Source organism: Paracoccus methylarcula (assembly GCF_003007735.2).
Classification (GTDB): Bacteria; Pseudomonadota; Alphaproteobacteria; order Rhodobacterales; family Rhodobacteraceae; genus Paracoccus; species Paracoccus methylarcula.
In genome coordinates this window covers 1-16,556 of sequence record NZ_PXNQ02000004.1, presented here as the reverse complement: position 1 = coordinate 16,556, position 16,556 = coordinate 1, and the positions used below count along the sequence as shown (strand labels likewise).

Genomic DNA, 16,556 nt, shown 5'->3' with positions numbered 1-16,556 from the left:
TTTCATTCGGATTGACAAAAAGCGCGCATAGGCGTTCCGTAGTTTCAGCAAGGGAGGAGCCGCGATGGCGCTGAATATCCGCCAGATGGAAATTCTGGATCTGGCCCGCGTGACGGGCCGCGTCGGCGTCGAGGAACTCGCCGAACGTTTCGAGGTCACGTTGCAGACCATCCGCCGGGACCTGGGCGAGCTTGCGGACCAGGGGATGCTGGATCGCGTCCATGGCGGCGCGGTGATGCGCAGCGGCGTCAGCAATATCGGCTACGAGGAACGACGCCGCATGAACGAGGACGCAAAGGCCGCCATCGCCCGCGCCTGCGCAGCCGAGATCCCCGACAACAGTTCGATCATCATCAACCTGGGCACCACCACCGAAGCCGTCGCGCGCGAGCTTCTGCACCACCACAACCTGACGGTGATCACCAACAACATGAATGTCGCCAATATCCTGGTCGCCAATGAAAGCTGCGACATCATGGTCGCGGGTGGCGCGCTGCGCCGATCTGATGGCGGGTTGGTGGGCGACCTGACGACCGAGTTCATGGCCCAGTTCAAGCCCGATTACGCGATCATCGGTTCATCCGCGCTGGATGCCGATGGCGACCTGCTGGATTTCGACATGGCCGAGGTCCGTGTCAGCCGCGCCATCGCCGGACTGGCCCGCAAATGTTTCCTGGTCACCGATATCAGCAAGCTGGAGCGCTCTGCCCCCGTCCGCATCATCTCCATGGCCGAGCTGGACACGGTGTTCGTGGACCGCCCCCTGCCCGGCCCGTTGACCCGGAAATGCCGCGAATGGGAAACTAGGGTGATCGTGGCTGACTGATCGGCTCGGGAACGGCAATCGATCCGATGCGCGTCACCTGCGCCCACCGATCACCTCCTGCAGCAATTCGCGCTCTTGCCCTGTCAGATCGGTCAGGGGTGCGCGAACATGGCCAGCCTGGAAACCGCGCAGTGTCACGCCGGCCTTGATGGCCGAGACCGCATAGCCGGGCTGCCGGTCGCGGATTTCGGCGAAAGGGTAGTAGAACTCGCGCAGCATCTGTTCGCAGGTGGCATCGTCGCCGCCGGACAGGGCCTTGTGAAAGGCCAGCGCGGTCTCCGGAACGAAATTGAACACGGCCGAGGAATAGGTCGGCATTCCCGCCCCCTTGTAGGCCTGGGCGAACAGCTCATGCGTCGGCATGCCACCGATATAGGACAGCCGCTCGCCCAGCATCGCGGTCACCCGGCGCACCGTGTCGATATCCCCGGTGCCGTCCTTGAAGCCGATGAGATTCGGACATTCCCCAGCCAATTGCGCAAGCGTCGCCGCCGAAACCCGGGATTGACCGCGATTGTAGAAGATGACCCCCATATTGGTGGAGTTGCAGACGGCCCGGACACGCTCGGCCACGCCTTCCTGCGGGCCTTCGGTCAGGTAATGGGGCAGCAGAAGGATACCGTCACCACCGGCCGCCTCGATCTCCTGCGCCAGATCGCAGGCCATGCGCACGCCATATCCGCAGCCGGCCAGCACCGGACGGTCACCCGAGACCTCTCGCGCGGCCCTGACGACCTCGACGATCTCCGAAGGGCTGAGAGAGAACATCTCGCCCGTGCCGCCCGCGACGATCAGCCCGGCGACCTCGTATTGGCCCAACCATTCCAGATGCTCCTTGAACACCGAAGACGCAAAACGGTCTTCGGCATCGAATGGCGTGACGGGAAAGGACAAAAGACCGTTGCGGATGATTCCCCGAAGGTCGTTGGGGCTGATCATGGATATTGCTCCTTTGCATTGGATAGCCGCAGGGGCCCGGGAAGGATCAGACGAGTTTTTCGGGCAGGATGAACATCGGATTGACCGAACCGGGTTCGCCGAGGAACGGGATTGGTTCGGGGCGGGCGGGGACGGCCTCGTCTTGACGCCGGTCCAGACAGGTGCCCTCGTGGACCTGGCGGAGACATCATATGCACTAATATTTTAGTTTATCACCCAGGTCAACTGTCATAGGGTTGAAACCATGTCGCCAGGAAGAAGAATCGGAAAGCAAGCATGAACAGCTCGGTGAAGGCCGCCCTGGACCTGGTCCGCCTCAGCTTGCCGCGCGATTGGTCGTCGGCCTCCGCGCGGATCTACGGCGATCTCCGCCAGCGCATCTTGTCGCTCGACCTGCCGCCGGGCACCGGATTGCTGCGCGCGGAGCTTGCGGCGAAATACGAGGTCAGCCAGACGCCGTTGCGCGATGCCCTGCAACGGCTGGAGCAGGACGATCTTGTCCGGGTCATTCCACAATCCCGCACGATGGTGACGCTGATCGACATCCCCAAGATCCATGAGGCATCGCTGCTGCGGGTGGCCCTCGAAACCGAGGTGGTTCGGCAATTGGCCCGGCAAGGCGCGGCCGATGTGGTGGGACAGGGCCGCTCGGTGATCGAGTTGCAGCGCGGGGTGGCCGAAGACCGGACCCAGCTCAGGCTGTTTCAGGAACTCGACGAATATTTCCACGGGATCCTGTTCACGGGCCTGGGGCATGACAACTTGCGGGGCCTGATCCGATCTCGCTCCGGGCATCTCGACCGGGTCAGGCGCCTGCAGGTTCATTCGATGGAAAAACTGCAAAGCATCATCAGCGGACATGAGGCGATTCTTCGCGGGATCGAGACCCGGGACGAGTTAGCAGCGATGGGCGCCATGCGCGACCACCTGTATAAACGGCCGGATTGGGTCGAGGAATTCCGCGCCACCCACGCGAAATATTTCGCCCCCGCCGCTGCCTCATAGAACCCGCCGCGCGAGGCTCCCGCCCGTCAGCCTTCGAAGAAGGGCGCCGGGACGAGGATCTTGTTTTCCTGCCTGACGAGATACCCGGCCTCCACGCTCCTTGCGAGACTGGCCTTCCAACCGGGATCGGCCTGCAACGCGGCACGTTTCGCAACCCTGCCCCCGGCTTCTGGAAAACCAGGCCGATCTGGAGCAATATCTGCGCCGCGCCCTGTCACTGAATGACGGCAGCCCGATCAGGATTGAGGCCGATCAGGCCGAATCCCGGCGCACCAGCTTGAAGCCCAGATCGAAGATGGGCCTGTCGATCGGTTCCCCTTCGATCCGGCAAAGAAGCGCCTCGGCGGCCTGCCTGCCCAGGGCCTCCCGATCGACGCTCAGCGTGGTCAGGGCGGGTTCGACATGCGCGGCGAATTCCTGGTCGCCGAATCCCAGCACACCGATCTCCTGCGGGATGCGCAGCCCGCGCGCCTGCGCCTCGGTCACGACACCATGCGCCAGAAGGTCCGAACTGCAAAAGATCAGGCCGCCCCCGAAACCAGTCTCTTCGATCAGGCGCGACAACGCCAATCTCCCCTGCCCGAGGCTGGCCGGAGCGTTCAGGTTGATCTCGGCGGGGTCCTGGCCGGTCCGCTGACGGAACCTTTCCGCAAAGGCATCCTTGCGGCGAAGGGCCCGTTCGTCCCCGGCATGAACAAGGGCAGCCCGGCGATAACCGGCATCGGCCGCGAAATCCGCAGCCGCCCGGCCCGCCGCGCCATGCGAGAAGCCCACGCAGAGATCGATGGGGGATTCGGTGACATCCCACAGCTCGACCACGGGAATCCCCGCCCCCAGCAGGACTTTGCGCGCCTTGGGACTATGATGGATCCCTGTCAGCATCATCGCATCGGGCCGGCGCGACAGATGCAGCATGATGGCGTCTTCCTCATCCTCCGGGGCCGAGCCGGTTTCCGACAGAAGGATCTGATAGCCTTTCGCGCGCATCCGCTCTCCGAAGGCCTGAACCATCGCGGAATAGACAATGCTGGTGATCGAGGGCACGAGCGCGCTGATGAGCCTGCTCTTGCGGGACACCAGTGCACCGGCCAGCGCGTTCGGCACGAAACCCGTCTGATCGATCGCCTCGCGAATGCGCCGCAGTGTGTCGGCGGAAACCTTCGACGGATCGCTCAGCGCGCGGGATACCGTGACCTGGGAAACACCGGCCAGCCGCCCGATCGCGGCCATGGTCACGCGCCCGCCCTTGTCGCCTCCTCCTGCCGCCATCCCTGCCCCCTCATCGCGCCCGTGCCCCAGATCCTGCGAAGCTGATAGCGCATTCATCCTGATCCCATATCAGGGGAGCATATCCATGCGGTCACTATTGGCAATGAATTTCGCGGCACCGATCTTTCGCCCCGCCTGTATCGGGTAAATCGATGTATGCGCATGCAGGGCCTATCTCGAACCTGCAACCGGCCCGGGTCAAAGCACCTTTCCGGGATTCATCAGCTTCGGGATCAAGCGCCGACTTGATCCGTTCCATCAGCCTCAACGCCACCGGGTCCTTGTAGCGGCGCAATTCACCCCGCTTCACCAGCCCGATCCCGTGCTCTGCCGAGATGGAACCACCCAGTCCGGCAACTATATCATGCACGATCCGGTTGAAAGCGGGATATTCCTTCAGGAAATCGGCATCCGACATGTCCAATGGGCGGGACAGATTGAAATGGATGTTGCCGTCGCCGAAATGCCCGAAGGGGCAAACCCGGACCTCGGGCATATGCCCGCGGCAGGCACTGGCTGCCGTCATCAGGAACTCGGCAACCCTCGACACCGGCACCGACACATCATGCTTGATCGAAGCGCCCGCGAATTTCTGCGCTTCCGACAGGTTCTCGCGCAGGGCCCATAGCGCATCGCGCTGGCTCTCAGAGGCTCCGATGACGGCATCAAGAATTTCCCCGGCCTCGAAAGCCGCCGCCAGAGCCGCCTCCAGGCGGGTATCCAGATCGGTTTCGGGATCGGACGATGTCAATTCGACCAGCGCATAGGCCGGATGCTCTTGCGCCATCGGATCACTGCAACCCGGTGCGTGATCCAGCACCATCTGCAGAGCGATCCGCTCGATATATTCAAAGGTGGACAGGCTGTCCGCGTTCCGTGCCCGAAGCCGGTCATACAATGCCAGCGCGGTTTGCGGCCCCGTGCAGGCCACCAGCGCCGTCGCACGCCGGATCGGCCTGGGGAACAGTTTCAGAACAGCGGCGGTGATGACGCCCAGGGTTCCCTCGGCACCGATAAAGAGGTTGCGCAGATCGTAGCCGGTATTGTTCTTGCGCAGCCCGTTCAGGTCGTTCAGGATCTCGCCATCCGGCAGGACAACTTCCAGACCCAGCACCAGCTCGCGCATATTGCCATAGCGCAGCACCGCCGTGCCGCCCGCATTGGTCGAAAGATTGCCGCCGATCTGACAGGAACCTTCAGAGGCCAGGGACAGCGGGAACAACCGGTCGATGTCCTGCGCAGCCTGCTGGATATCGGACAGGATACACCCGGCCTCGACAGTCATGGTCGAGTTCAGCGGATCGACGGCGCGGATCCGGTTCAACCGGTCGGTCGCCAGGATCACCGCACCCTCCGGCACACCCCCGCCAACCAGGCCGGTATTGCCCCCCTGCGGCACGATCGGCACAGCGGCGGCGCGGCAGGCCCGCACCACCCCGGCGACCTCTTCCGTCGTGCCGGGCCGCACCAGCGCCAGTGCCGTGCCCCGATACAGGCCGCGATCCTCGATCAGGCGCGGCTCCATCGCCTTCGGATCGGCGGTGACATGGGCCGCACCGACCGCGGCTTCCAATGCCCGGTAAAGCTGGTCGGACATCCCGGGTCGGACAGGATCGGATTGGGGACGGCTCATTTGCCCTCAACTCGTCTGCCTTGCCTTGGCCGCACGGCGCAGTGCCGAGATCGTGGTGCGCGTCGAGATCTGCTCGGGATCGGTCACCAGTTCCAGAACGGCGGGCCGGCCGCTTTCGCGCGCGCGGGTCAGGGCGGCGGCGAAATCCTCGGTCCTGGTCACGCGCTCGGCATGACATCCCAGCCCCTCGGCCATGCGGCAGAAATCCTGGTTCTGCAATGTCGTCCCCGAGACACGTTCGGGATGATCCCGCTCCTGATGCATGCGGATCGTGCCGTAGATGCCATTGTTGAACAGCAGCACCACCGGCTTGCCGCCATATTGCGCGGCGGTGGCCAATTCGTTACCGCTCATCAGGAAGCCGCCATCGCCAACGAAGGATAGCACCAGCCGCTCGGGATTCGAGATCGACGCGGCCACGGCGGCAGGCACCGAATAGCCCATGGCACCGCAGGTCGAGCCCAGCACGCGCCCCGGCCGGCCGAAGCGCAGGAAACGCTGCGCCCAGCCATTGTGATTGCCCGCATCCATCGTCACCACGACATCATCGGGCAATTCGTCGCGGATCTGCGCCAGCGCCACGCCCATGTCCAGCGCCCATTCGCCGCCATTGGGCGCCTCGGAATCGGCAAGGTAATCACCATGCAGGGTCGCGCACCAATCGGCCCAGGCATCCGCCTTGCCCAGATCGCAGTCCTCCAACGCGGCGGCGATCACGGCAGGCGTGCAGGCCAGCCCCAGATCGGGGGAATAGACGCGTCCGATCTCGTCGGCATCGGGATGGATATGCACCAGGCGGATGCCGGGATTGGGCGCATCCAGCGATGTATAGGTGCGGGTCGTCATCTCGCCCAGCCTCGCCCCGATGACGACCAGCAGATCGGCCTCTTCGAGATGCTTGTACAGCGTCGGGCCGGTCGATGTCCCGAAATCGCCCGCATAGGCCGGCGAGAGGTTGTCGATGATGTCCTGCCGGCGGAACGAGCAGGTGGCCGGGATATTGTTCGCCTCGGCAAAGCGGGTGATCGCCGCCGCTGCCGCGTCGTCCCAGCCCGAGCCGCCGACCAGCAGCAGGGGACGTTTCGCCGTCATCAGCTCGGCCTTCACGGCTTCAAGGTTCTCGGGCGTGATGCCCGCGCCGGTGGCAGTATAGGGGCGCGCATCGGCAACTGACACGCATTCGGTCAGCATGTCCTCGGGCAGCGCGACGACCACCGGGCCGGGGCGGCCCGAGGTCGCGACACGAAAAGCCCGCGCCATGTATTCGGGAATCCGCCGTGGATCGTCGATCTGCGTGGCCCATTTCGCGATCGGGCCGAACATGGCCCGGTAATCGACTTCCTGGAACGCCTCGCGGTCGGTGGTGCCGCGGGCAATCTGGCCGACAAGCAGGATCATCGGCGTGCTGTCCTGCTGCGCGATATGCACCCCGATGGCCGCGTGGCAGGCGCCGGGGCCACGAGTCACCATGCAGATGCCCGGTTTGCCGGTCAGCTTGCCATGCGCCTCGGCCATATCCGCCGCACCGGCCTCGTGCCGCGCGTTGATCAGGGTGAAACGGTCCTTCACATCATGCAGCGCATCCAGAACTTCCAGATAGCTTTCCCCCGGGACGCAATAGGCGGTGTCGGCGCCATGGATCAGAAGCTGATCGACAAGGATCTGGCCACCGCTGCGGGTTGGAGGATTGGTCGATTGCAGCATGCTTGTCTCCGTTTCTCGCATGAATCACTCGCCGGGTTGTCGCGCGGCGGGCCCGGGTCGTCGCAGGTTCTGGCGCAGCCAGACCAGACCGGCGCAGGCCAATCCGCATAATGTCACACGCCAGTCGGGATAGATAAAGCACAATGCCCCCACGAAGAGCAGGCCCGTTTGCCATCCCTCCAGCCTGCCAAAGAAATAACGCTGCAACGATGCCGCCAGCAGCACCACCCCAAGCGTGGCCTGGGCGATCACGATGACGATGCGGAACCACTCCCCTTGCATCAGGATCGTCGGTTCGTAGACGAACATGAAGGGCACGATGAAGCCGGTCGCGCCCAGCTTGATCGCAGCGACGCTGGCTTCGATGATCTTTGCCTGGCTCAGGGAATTGGCCGCGTAGACCGCCATCGCGACCGGCGGCGTGATGGCCGAGAGGATGGCGAAGTAGAACACGAAAAGATGCGCCGCCTCGACCTGCACCCCCAGCTTGACCAGCGCCGGAACCAGCAGGGCGACCTGGACGATATAGGCGGGTGTTGTGGGCATGCCCATGCCCAGGATGATCCCCGCCACCATCGACAGCAGCAGCGCGAAGATCAGCTTGTCCTGAGCGACCGAGATCACGAAATTCGAGAAGGACAGGCCCAGGCCGGTGATGTCGATCACGCCGACCACGATGCCCGCGCAGGCGCAGGCCGCCGCGATGGACAGCACGTTGCGGGCCCCGTTTTCAAGCGCCACCAGGACATTGTCCAATGTCACGTAATGCCGGGTCGTCTTGCGCAATGCCGCCACGGGCACGACGGAAAGCACCCCGCAAAGGGCCGCATAGGGCGCCGAATAGCCATTCAGCAATACGCCGATGATGATGGCCAGCGGCAGGAACAGATGACCGCGCTCACGCAGCACCTGACCCATCGGCACCTGGTCCTCTTTCGGGACCGAGCCGATGCCGCTGCGCCTGGCCTCGAAATGCACGGCCGCGAACAGCGCGACATAGAACAGCAGCGCGGGCGCGATGGCGTATTTTGCCACCTGAAGATAGCTTACCCCCAGATACTCGGCCATCACGAAGGCAGCCGCCCCCATGACCGGAGGCATGATCTGCCCCCCCGTCGAGGCGACGGCTTCGACCGCGCCCGCGAAGGCGGGCTTGAATCCCATGCGCTTCATCAGCGGGATCGAGAATGTGCCGGTGGTCATCACATTGGCCACCGCAGAGCCGGAAACGGAACCGAACATGCCCGAGGTGACGCAAGCCACCTTGGCCGGGCCTCCGGCCTGTCTACCGGTCAGCGCCACGGCGAAATCCATGAAGAGCTGGCCCACCCCCATCTTTTCGACCAGCGAGCCGAACAGGATGAACAGGACCATGTAGGTTGCCGAGACCGAGGTCGGGATACCGAAGATCCCTTCGGGCGTCATGAAGAGTTGTTCGAGTATCACGCTCGGCAGGGTCGATGTGAACAGGAGCCCATAGGCCATGAAGCATATGGCGGTGATGGGCAGCATCGGCCCGAGCATTCTTCTTGTCGCCTCAAGCAACAGGACCACAAGGACGATCCCGACAACGATATCGCGCGGCGTCAGCGGATCGACATACAGGAAACGCTGGAAGATATAGTCGAGATTCAGCGACGGGTATAACGCCGCCAGGCAGGCGATGACGCCCAGCCCGATATCGTACCACCGGGGCCGCTCCACGAGCCGCCCCCGGAAATCGACGGTCAAAAAGATCAGCAAGAGCGCCAGCGCGACATGGACACCGCGCATGATATAGGGGTTGGGCGGTCCGACGAATGCCACATACAGATGCCAGAGCGCCATCCCGATCAGGATAAGGCGAGCGATGCGCCCCAATAGCGGTATGCTCCGGTCCAGGATCGTCAAGTTCATGGGCTCCTCCCTATGGCGCTGCCGAACCCCGCAGCTCGCGGCGCGGCCTGGATTTCCCTCCGCCGAAACGGATCGAAGGCAGAGCGGGGCAAAGTTTCACGACTCCGCCCCGATCAGGATCCCTGCGGGATTATTCCAACCCTTCCACGCCACGTTCGGCATAGAATTCCTTGGCCGCCGGATGGAAGGGCACGCCGATATCAGTCGCCATTTCCTCGACCGTCAGATCGGCCATCGACTTGGTGACCGAGGCGAAGCTGTCGATATTGTCCGCGATGGCCCCCAGCACCGCCTTGACCAGTTCGCCGTCGGAATCGCAGGGCGCGACCATATGGGTGTCGTAGCTGATGGCATGCACGGATTCGTCGGCACCCGGATAGGATCCCGCCGGAACCTCACGCAATTGGAACGCGGCGTTCTGATCCTTGAAATGCTTGAAGGTCTCTTCGTCGACATCGATCATCCTGATATCGCGCGCGGAGGCCAGATCCATGACAGAGCCGGTGGGCAGCGACGATCCCAGGGTGAAGATATCCGCATGCCCGTCCTTCATCTGCGAGGCGCTGTCGGAATAGGAAGTGTGGGCGACCGACTCGAGATCGTCAAAACTCAGACCGGCAGTCGACAGCAATTCGCGGGTCAGAAACTCCCCCGTATTGCCCAGCTGTTGCGTGGTCAGGCGCTTGCCCTTCATGTCGGCAACGGTCTCGACCCCCGAATCGGCAAGCGCCACGATCTGGAAATATTGCGGATAGAGGATGCCGATATTGCAGACATTGGTCGTGGCTTGCCGGAACGGCTCTTTCCCCGAAAGGCTGTCCACCGTCGAGATCGAATTGGCGAAGGCGATCTGGAACCGACCGGCCTCCACGCCGACGACATTGGACACCCCAGCCCCCGGCGTCACGGTCATGCTGACATCCGGAAGCTCGCGTTCGACAATTGCCTTGATGCTCCGCCAACCGGATACCATGATCCGCCCTGTTGCCCGGTTGCCATGGTGATGCTTTGCGCATTCGCGCCGATGGCGGCACCCGCCAGAACGGCAACTGCCGCTACCGTGCGGCGCGTGGCCCTGAATATCCGAGACATGAAAACCTCCCCGTTATAGAGCCGAAGACACCCGAGCCCCAACGGCCGGCAGGTGTCGGTCTGCCCCTGTCTCCTCCTGATGCGGCACGGTCGTGCCGTCGCGGCAACCCTGTCCAATCGCCACCAACTTGTCAAATAAAAATACATCATTCTGAGCGCGCATTTTTCGGTGATGAGAATATTAATATTATAATACAATTAATTACATGAGTGAAAGCGGATTTCAAGATCGCCATGCTGTAATGTCATCTTATTGACAGCTAGCCATATAGGTGTAGGCTTGCAAGAAAGTGAAGGGAGGGAAAGGCCATGAGCGATCTGTTCGAGAATGCCGTGCCTCTGGCCCGTGGCCAGACCCTCAGCGACCAGGCGACAGAGGCGCTGCGGCGCCATGTGGTCAACGGCGATTGGCCGGTCGGCATCATGCTGCCCTCGGAGGCGGTGCTGTCGCAGAAACTGGATGTCAGCCGCTCGGTGATCCGCGAGGCGGTATCGCGCCTCAAGGCAGAGGGGCTGCTGGCCAGCCATCAGGGCCGGGGCGCATTCGTTTCCAGCGACCGGCCCCGCATGGGCTTTGCCATCGACGAGCGGGACGTGGACAATCGCCGCAAGCTGGCCCAGATCCTCGAATTGCGCCTCGGGGTCGAGATCGAGGCCGCCGCGATCGCAGCCCTCCGTCGCGGCCACGCGGATCTGGAACAAATCCATTCCGCGGTCTCCGCCTTCGCCGCCGTGCAGAAATTCGGCCCCGAACAGGTGCGGGCCGGGGTCGATGCCGATCTGCAATTTCACCGCGCGATCTGCGTGGCGACACGGAACGACTATTACCTGGGCCTGTTCAACTATCTCAGCGCCAGCCTGCGGGAAACCATCGAGGCCGGGCGCAATCGCTCGGTCGAGCGCGGCGGCGACAGCCGGGAAGCAGCCGAAGAGCATCGCGCCGTGGCCGAGGCGATCGAGGCGCAGGACAGCCTTGCCGCCCGCAAGCTGATGCGCAGGCACCTGGAACTGTCCAGCGCCAGGCTGCTGGGACATCTGTGGAACGGCGAGGGCCGGGAATGATCTTGCCGTCCGTTCTTGCTGAAGCGCTGCAAAAGCCCGACCGGCTCGCCATCGCCGTCAGTGGTGGCGTGGACAGCCTGTGTCTCTCTGCGGCGGCGGAGCTGGCGCGCAAAGACCAGAACCTGACGCTGTGCCATGCCGTCTCGCCCGCCGTTCCGGATGCTGCGACCGGGCGGGTGAAAGCATTCGCGAAAGGGCGGGGACTGGTATTGGAGATCGTCGATGCCGGTGAGTTCGCCGACAAGCGCTACCGCGCCAATCCGGTTGATCGCTGCTATTTCTGCAAATCGAATCTTTACGGAACATTGACACGCCTGGCGCGGCACGGGACCGTTGCCGCTGGCACCAATCTCGACGATCTGGGCGATTACCGCCCCGGGCTCCGGGCGGCAGAGGAACATGGCATCCTGCATCCCTTCGTTCAGGCCCGGATGACCAAGGCGGATGTCCGCGCGCTGGCCAGATCCCTCGGCCTGGGCGATATCGCCGAACTGCCCGCCTCTCCCTGCCTTGCCAGCCGGGTCGAGACAGGCTTGCGGGTCGAGCCTGCGGAACTGGCCATGATCGACGCGGTGGAAACGGCGCTTCGCGCCGATCTGGGCGAGGTCACCCTGCGCTGCCGCCGCTTGCATGCGGGACTGGCCATCGAGCTGGACCAGGACTTGATGGACGGGCTCGATGCGGACAGACTCGCCGAACTGACAACGCGGGCGCGGGAGGCCAGCCGCCAGCATGGCGGCGGAGATCTGGCCATCACCCTGCGCCCCTATCGGCGGGGAAGCGCGTTCCTGCATGCCTGACGAACGACTGGACAGCCATCCCGATGTCACATTCGACCGCGACCGGCAGGCGCGGATCGGGTTGGAAGAGGCGGTGCTGGCCGAACCCAAGACATCCGGGCAGATCGCCGCCATCATCGACGATGCGCTGCGCGAGAACCGCCGGCTTCTCCTGACCCGGATGGCCCCGGCGCAATACGGGGCCCTGCCGGACCGGCAACGTTCGGTGCTGGATTACTGCGCCCTGTCGCGCAGCGCGATCCTGGGCAGTCTTCCCCCGCAAGCGGATACGCCTCGCGTGGCGCTGGTCAGCGCCGGTACGTCGGACGCCGCGGCCGTGACGGAAGCGCGGCGGGTGCTGGCCTATTCGGGCCTGGCGGTGACCGAGGTGGCGGATGTCGGCGTTGCGGGGCTGTGGCGTCTGCTCGATCGCGCACCGCTCTTGCGCAAGATGCAGGTGCTGATCGTCTTCGCCGGGATGGATGCCGCCCTGCCTTCCGTGGTGGCCGGACTGGTGCCGGGGGTGGTGATCGCGGTTCCCACCTCGGTCGGCTATGGCGTGGCCACCGGGGGCCGCACGGCGCTGGACGCGGCGCTGGCAAGCTGCGCGCCGGGCGTCCTGGTCACCAATATCGACAATGGCTATGGCGCGGCCTGTGCCGCGTTGCGCTTTGCCCATGCCGCCGCGCAATCAGAAGGTATTTATGCAAAGAAGAAGGGTTCCAGGTGATTTCGGACAGCCCGGACATGGATAACGGCAAGCTGACCATCCGCAAGCGCAAGACGCTGTCGGATCAGCTATATGGCCAGATCCTCGAACAGATCGTCTCGGGGGCGCTCAAGCAAGGCGAGAAGCTGCCCTCGGAAAACCGCATCTGCACGGCCTTCGGGGTGTCGCGGCCCGTGGTCCGGGAAGCCCTGCGCAAGCTGCAGGATGACGGGCTGGTCGAGGCGCGGCGCGGCGTCGGTTCCTTCGTGCGCAAGCGCCCGCCGCAACGGCTGATCGAGTTCGCCGCCGCCGACAGCGTGTCGGACCTGATGCGGGCCATGGAAGCGCGGATGGTGGTCGAGAAGGCGACGGCAAGGCTGGCCGCGCAACGCGCCGGATCGCGTGAGATCGCCAAGATCGAGGCCGCGCTGAAAACGCTTGAAAACGCGATGCAGCGCCGTGAAACGGCACTCGATGCGGATTTCGACTTTCACCTTGCCATCGCCGAGGCCAGCGGGAATCACGCCTTCGTCACCATGCTGAGCGCGATCCGCGAGGTGATGGAACGCACCATAGACGTCGCCCAGAGCCTGACACGCGAAGGCAGCCAGGCACGGATCGACCGGGTTACCCAGGAACATCGGCAGATATACGAGGCCATCATCGCCCGCGACGTGGACGCGGCGGGGCTGACCATGGCCTATCACCTGCTTCAGGCGCGTCAGCGCGTCACCGATTATGCCCGCGAGGTCTGACCGGGAACATGCGCAAAGACGAGGTCACACAGCCCTTCGGAAAGGAGACGCCATGACAGCCTTGAGGCTGGAACAGGACAGGAGCCGCCCGCCCACGCTGCGGCTTGGCGCCGGGGAAGAGGAATTCGCGCCCTGGCCCACCGGCGTCACCGGATAGAAAGGAAGGATCATGTCGAACGGGACAAAGCCGAACTACGTGAAACTGGTCGAGGACACGCCATTGCCGCGCATCGCGCTATGCCGGCAAGACTTTCCTTCCGACCATATCGAGGATCCGGCGGCGGCGGTTCGTGATGCGATGGCCGGGGCGGATTGCACCGCAAGGATCCGGCCGGGCATGTCGATCGCCATAACGGCGGGCAGCCGGGGCATCGCCGCATTCCCCGAACTGGTGACGGCCATCGTGAACGAGGTCAGGGCGCGCGGCGCGCATCCTTTCGTGGTGCCATCCATGGGCAGCCATGGCGGCGCAACCGCCGAAGGTCAGACGGCGGTGCTGGAAAAGCTGGGCGTGACCGAGCCGGTAATCGGCTGCCCGATCCGTTCCTCGATGGAGACGGTCGAGATCGGCCGGCTGGACAACGGCATGTCCGTACGCATCGACAGGCTGGCGCATGAGGCAGACGGAATCATCCTGTTCAATCGCATCAAGCCGCATACATCCTTTCGGGCAGCCAATGAAAGCGGACTGGCCAAGATGCTGGCCATCGGCCTCGGCAAGCAATCGGGCGCCGAGGCCTGCCATTCGCGCGGTATCGACGAGGTGCCGGTCTATGTCGATCTGATGGCACGGATGAAGCTGAAGCGTTGCAGGATCCTGTTCGGTATCGGCACCATCGAGAACGCCTATGACCGGCTGGCCCGTGTCGTGGTCCTTGACAGCGAGGGAATGCTGGAGGCCGAGCAGCCTTACCTGCAGGAAGCAATGGCCAACATGCCCCGGCTCCCGCTCGGGCCGGTTGATGCGCACACTGCCTCGGGGGATCTCGACGTACTGGTCGTGGACCGCATCGGCAAGGAATTTTCCGGCACCGGCATGGATCCGAACATCACGCACCGTTTCTCATCGCCCAAGATGCAGGCCCATGCGACGTTGCGGATCTCGCGGCTGGCGGCGCTGGAACTGTCGCCCCGCAGCAACGGCAACGGCAATGGTGCGGCCCGGGCCGATGTGGTGACCGCCCGGCTGGAGGTGGCATTCGACCGCGAGGCGGTTTATGCGAATGCGCTCACCTCGACCGTGCTGACGCAGGCGCATATGCCGATGGTCATGCCGGATGATCGCAGCGCCATCCAGGCGGCGGTCAAGACCTGCGGGGCAGAGGATATCTCCCGCGCACGCCTCCTACGGATCCCGAACACACTGCATCTGGAATATCTCTATGCTTCCGAGGCCATGCTGCCCGAATTGCAGGCCCGGCCCGGCATCGAGATCGTCGGGTCGCTGGAAGAGATGCGTTTCGAGGATGGTCATCTGGTCAATGCCTGGCCAGAGGGGCATTGACCATGGATCTGCCAGAGGGTGCCCGCCTGCATATTCATCTCGATCCCGTTGGCGGCGTGGCGGGCGACATGTTCATCGCTGCGATGCTGGACGCATTTCCGGCGCTGGAAGACCGGGTGGCAGGTGATATCGCCGCCATTCTGCCCGATCATGTCGGTCATGCCGCGCTGACGCGAGGGCTCAGCGGGGGCATGGCCGTGCGGCGCTTTGCGCTGGAAGCAACGGCGGACAGCCACCACCATCACGACCATGAACACGGGCACCACGACCATCACGGCCATGGACATCACCGCCATGGCGAAGAAACGACCTATCGCGCCATGCGCGCGATGATCGAGGCGGCGCCTCTGTCCGACGGAACGGCCGCGCGGGCCTGCGCCATCCTGCACCTGATCGCCGAGGCCGAGGCGGCGGCCCATGACATTCCGATCGAGCGCGTGCATTTCCACGAGCTCGCCGATTGGGATGCGCTGATGGATGTGACCGCAGCCGGCAGTATCGCCGCCGCGCTGGAAGGGGCGAGTTGGTCGCTTGCGTCATTGCCCTTGGGCGGCGGCATGGTGCGGACGGCCCATGGCATGCTGCCGGTTCCGGCCCCGGCGACGGCCCGGATCCTGAAAGGATATGCCTGGCATGACGACGGCGTGGCAGGCGAACGCGTCACCCCGACCGGAGCCGCGATCGTCGCTCATCTGACCCGGGACGGGACGGGCATCCGGCAAGCAGGCCGTCTTGCGGCGATCGGCATGGGCGCAGGCACCCGCGAGTTGCCCGACCGGCCGAATATCCTGCGGGTCACCGCCTTCGACATCTCGGATCCACCCGACCGGACCGATCAGGCGCTGCAACTGGCCTGCGATATCGACGACATGACGGGCGAGGAAATCGGGGCTGCAACCGAGGCCTTGCGCGCCCTGCCCGGCGTCATCGATCTGGTCCTGCTGTCGGCACAGGGAAAGAAGGCCCGGCCGGTAACCCGCATGGAGCTTCTGCTGAAACCGCAGGCAGAGCCACGGGTCGTCGAGGCCCTGTTCGACCGCACCAGCACCCTGGGCCTGCGCCGAACAGAGGTCACGCGGCTGATCCTGCCACGCAGTACAAACACCGCGCCTGACGGCAAGACGCGGCGCAAAATCGCCACCCGGCCCTCCGGTGTCACCTTCAAGGCGGAAAGCGACGATCTCGATGGGGCTCCGACGCTGGCCGCACGCCGCGCGCAGGCCCGCCTGGCCGAAGACGGTTGAGCTAGAGCAGTTTGCAGTTGATCAGGTTCGGCTGCGAGTAGCATCCTGCGATGGCCGGGGGCGCTGCCCCCGGACCCCCGGGATACTTGCATGAAGAAGAAATGGGCCGGGGTGGACTCGATTAAGCGCAAACTGCTCT

The 16,556-nt window shown here is 64.2% G+C and carries 16 protein-coding genes; 8 read left to right on the top strand and 8 right to left on the bottom strand.

Features of this window, described 5'->3' with window-relative positions; all coding sequences use genetic code 11:
- The first annotated feature begins 64 nt into the window (after nt 1-64).
- Nucleotides 65-826, top strand: a complete 762-nt coding sequence (locus tag A7A09_RS07485; protein WP_106690820.1) for a DeoR/GlpR family DNA-binding transcription regulator — start codon at nt 65-67, stop codon at nt 824-826.
- A gap of 33 nt (nt 827-859) precedes the next feature.
- Here A7A09_RS07485 and A7A09_RS07480 read toward each other — a convergent pair whose 3' ends face one another.
- Nucleotides 860-1,762 carry a 5-dehydro-4-deoxyglucarate dehydratase gene (locus A7A09_RS07480; RefSeq protein ID WP_211341082.1) on the bottom strand — a complete coding sequence of 301 codons (903 nt, stop codon included), beginning with the start codon at nt 1,760-1,762 and terminating at the stop codon, nt 860-862.
- Nucleotides 1,763-2,041: 279 nt separating this feature from the next.
- Between A7A09_RS07480 and A7A09_RS07470 the strand changes: the two genes are divergently transcribed.
- A complete protein-coding gene (locus tag A7A09_RS07470) occupies nt 2,042-2,770 on the top strand; it encodes a GntR family transcriptional regulator (protein ID WP_106690817.1) in 729 nt (242 codons plus the stop codon).
- Nucleotides 2,771-2,796: 26 nt separating this feature from the next.
- Here the strand turns inward: A7A09_RS07470 and A7A09_RS22065 are convergent, their stop codons facing one another.
- The 7 genes from A7A09_RS22065 to A7A09_RS21380 form a co-directional block, all read right to left on the bottom strand.
- Entirely contained in the window at nt 2,797-2,988 is a 192-nt protein-coding gene (locus tag A7A09_RS22065; protein WP_106690816.1) for an NIPSNAP family protein, read from the bottom strand.
- A 34-nt stretch (nt 2,989-3,022) separates the two neighbouring features.
- Entirely contained in the window at nt 3,023-4,096 is a 1,074-nt protein-coding gene (locus A7A09_RS07460) for a LacI family DNA-binding transcriptional regulator (RefSeq protein ID WP_245999212.1), read from the bottom strand.
- A gap of 37 nt (nt 4,097-4,133) precedes the next feature.
- Entirely contained in the window at nt 4,134-5,672 is a 1,539-nt protein-coding gene (locus A7A09_RS07455; protein WP_245999211.1) for an FAD-binding oxidoreductase, read from the bottom strand.
- Nucleotides 5,673-5,678: 6 nt separating this feature from the next.
- Entirely contained in the window at nt 5,679-7,376 is a 1,698-nt protein-coding gene (locus A7A09_RS07450) for a thiamine pyrophosphate-binding protein (protein ID WP_106690815.1), read from the bottom strand.
- Between the two features lie 24 nt (nt 7,377-7,400).
- Nucleotides 7,401-9,272 carry a TRAP transporter permease gene (locus A7A09_RS07445; RefSeq protein ID WP_106690814.1) on the bottom strand — a complete coding sequence of 624 codons (1,872 nt, stop codon included), beginning with the start codon at nt 9,270-9,272 and terminating at the stop codon, nt 7,401-7,403.
- A gap of 130 nt (nt 9,273-9,402) precedes the next feature.
- A complete protein-coding gene (locus tag A7A09_RS07440) occupies nt 9,403-10,245 on the bottom strand; it encodes a TAXI family TRAP transporter solute-binding subunit (RefSeq protein WP_366465628.1) in 843 nt (280 codons plus the stop codon).
- Nucleotides 10,182-10,364: a hypothetical protein gene (locus tag A7A09_RS21380; RefSeq protein ID WP_245999209.1), complete on the bottom strand. Its 183-nt coding sequence runs from the start codon at nt 10,362-10,364 to the stop codon at nt 10,182-10,184. The genes A7A09_RS07440 and A7A09_RS21380 overlap by 64 nt, the downstream gene beginning before the upstream one ends.
- Nucleotides 10,365-10,673: 309 nt before the next feature.
- Between A7A09_RS21380 and A7A09_RS07435 the strand changes: the two genes are divergently transcribed.
- The 6 genes from A7A09_RS07435 to larC all read left to right on the top strand — a co-directional run bounded on the left by A7A09_RS07435 (nt 10,674) and on the right by larC (nt 16,417).
- On the top strand, nt 10,674-11,426 hold the full coding sequence (locus A7A09_RS07435) for a FadR/GntR family transcriptional regulator (protein WP_106690813.1): 753 nt from the start codon (nt 10,674-10,676) through the stop codon (nt 11,424-11,426).
- Nucleotides 11,423-12,226: an ATP-dependent sacrificial sulfur transferase LarE gene (larE, locus tag A7A09_RS07430; protein WP_106690812.1), complete on the top strand. Its 804-nt coding sequence runs from the start codon at nt 11,423-11,425 to the stop codon at nt 12,224-12,226. Before A7A09_RS07435 ends, larE begins: the two co-directional genes overlap by 4 nt.
- On the top strand, nt 12,219-12,935 hold the full coding sequence (larB, locus tag A7A09_RS07425; protein ID WP_106690811.1) for a nickel pincer cofactor biosynthesis protein LarB: 717 nt from the start codon (nt 12,219-12,221) through the stop codon (nt 12,933-12,935). The genes larE and larB overlap by 8 nt, the downstream gene beginning before the upstream one ends.
- Nucleotides 12,932-13,669: a FadR/GntR family transcriptional regulator gene (locus A7A09_RS07420; protein WP_245999208.1), complete on the top strand. Its 738-nt coding sequence runs from the start codon at nt 12,932-12,934 to the stop codon at nt 13,667-13,669. The genes larB and A7A09_RS07420 overlap by 4 nt, the downstream gene beginning before the upstream one ends.
- Before the next feature lie 169 nt (nt 13,670-13,838).
- Nucleotides 13,839-15,173: a nickel pincer cofactor-dependent isomerase, group 22 gene (locus A7A09_RS07415; RefSeq protein ID WP_106690809.1), complete on the top strand. Its 1,335-nt coding sequence runs from the start codon at nt 13,839-13,841 to the stop codon at nt 15,171-15,173.
- A gap of 2 nt (nt 15,174-15,175) precedes the next feature.
- Nucleotides 15,176-16,417 (top strand): nickel pincer cofactor biosynthesis protein LarC, encoded by a 1,242-nt coding sequence (gene larC, locus A7A09_RS07410; RefSeq protein WP_106690808.1) that lies wholly within the window; start codon nt 15,176-15,178, stop codon nt 16,415-16,417.
- Nucleotides 16,418-16,556 lie beyond the last annotated feature (139 nt).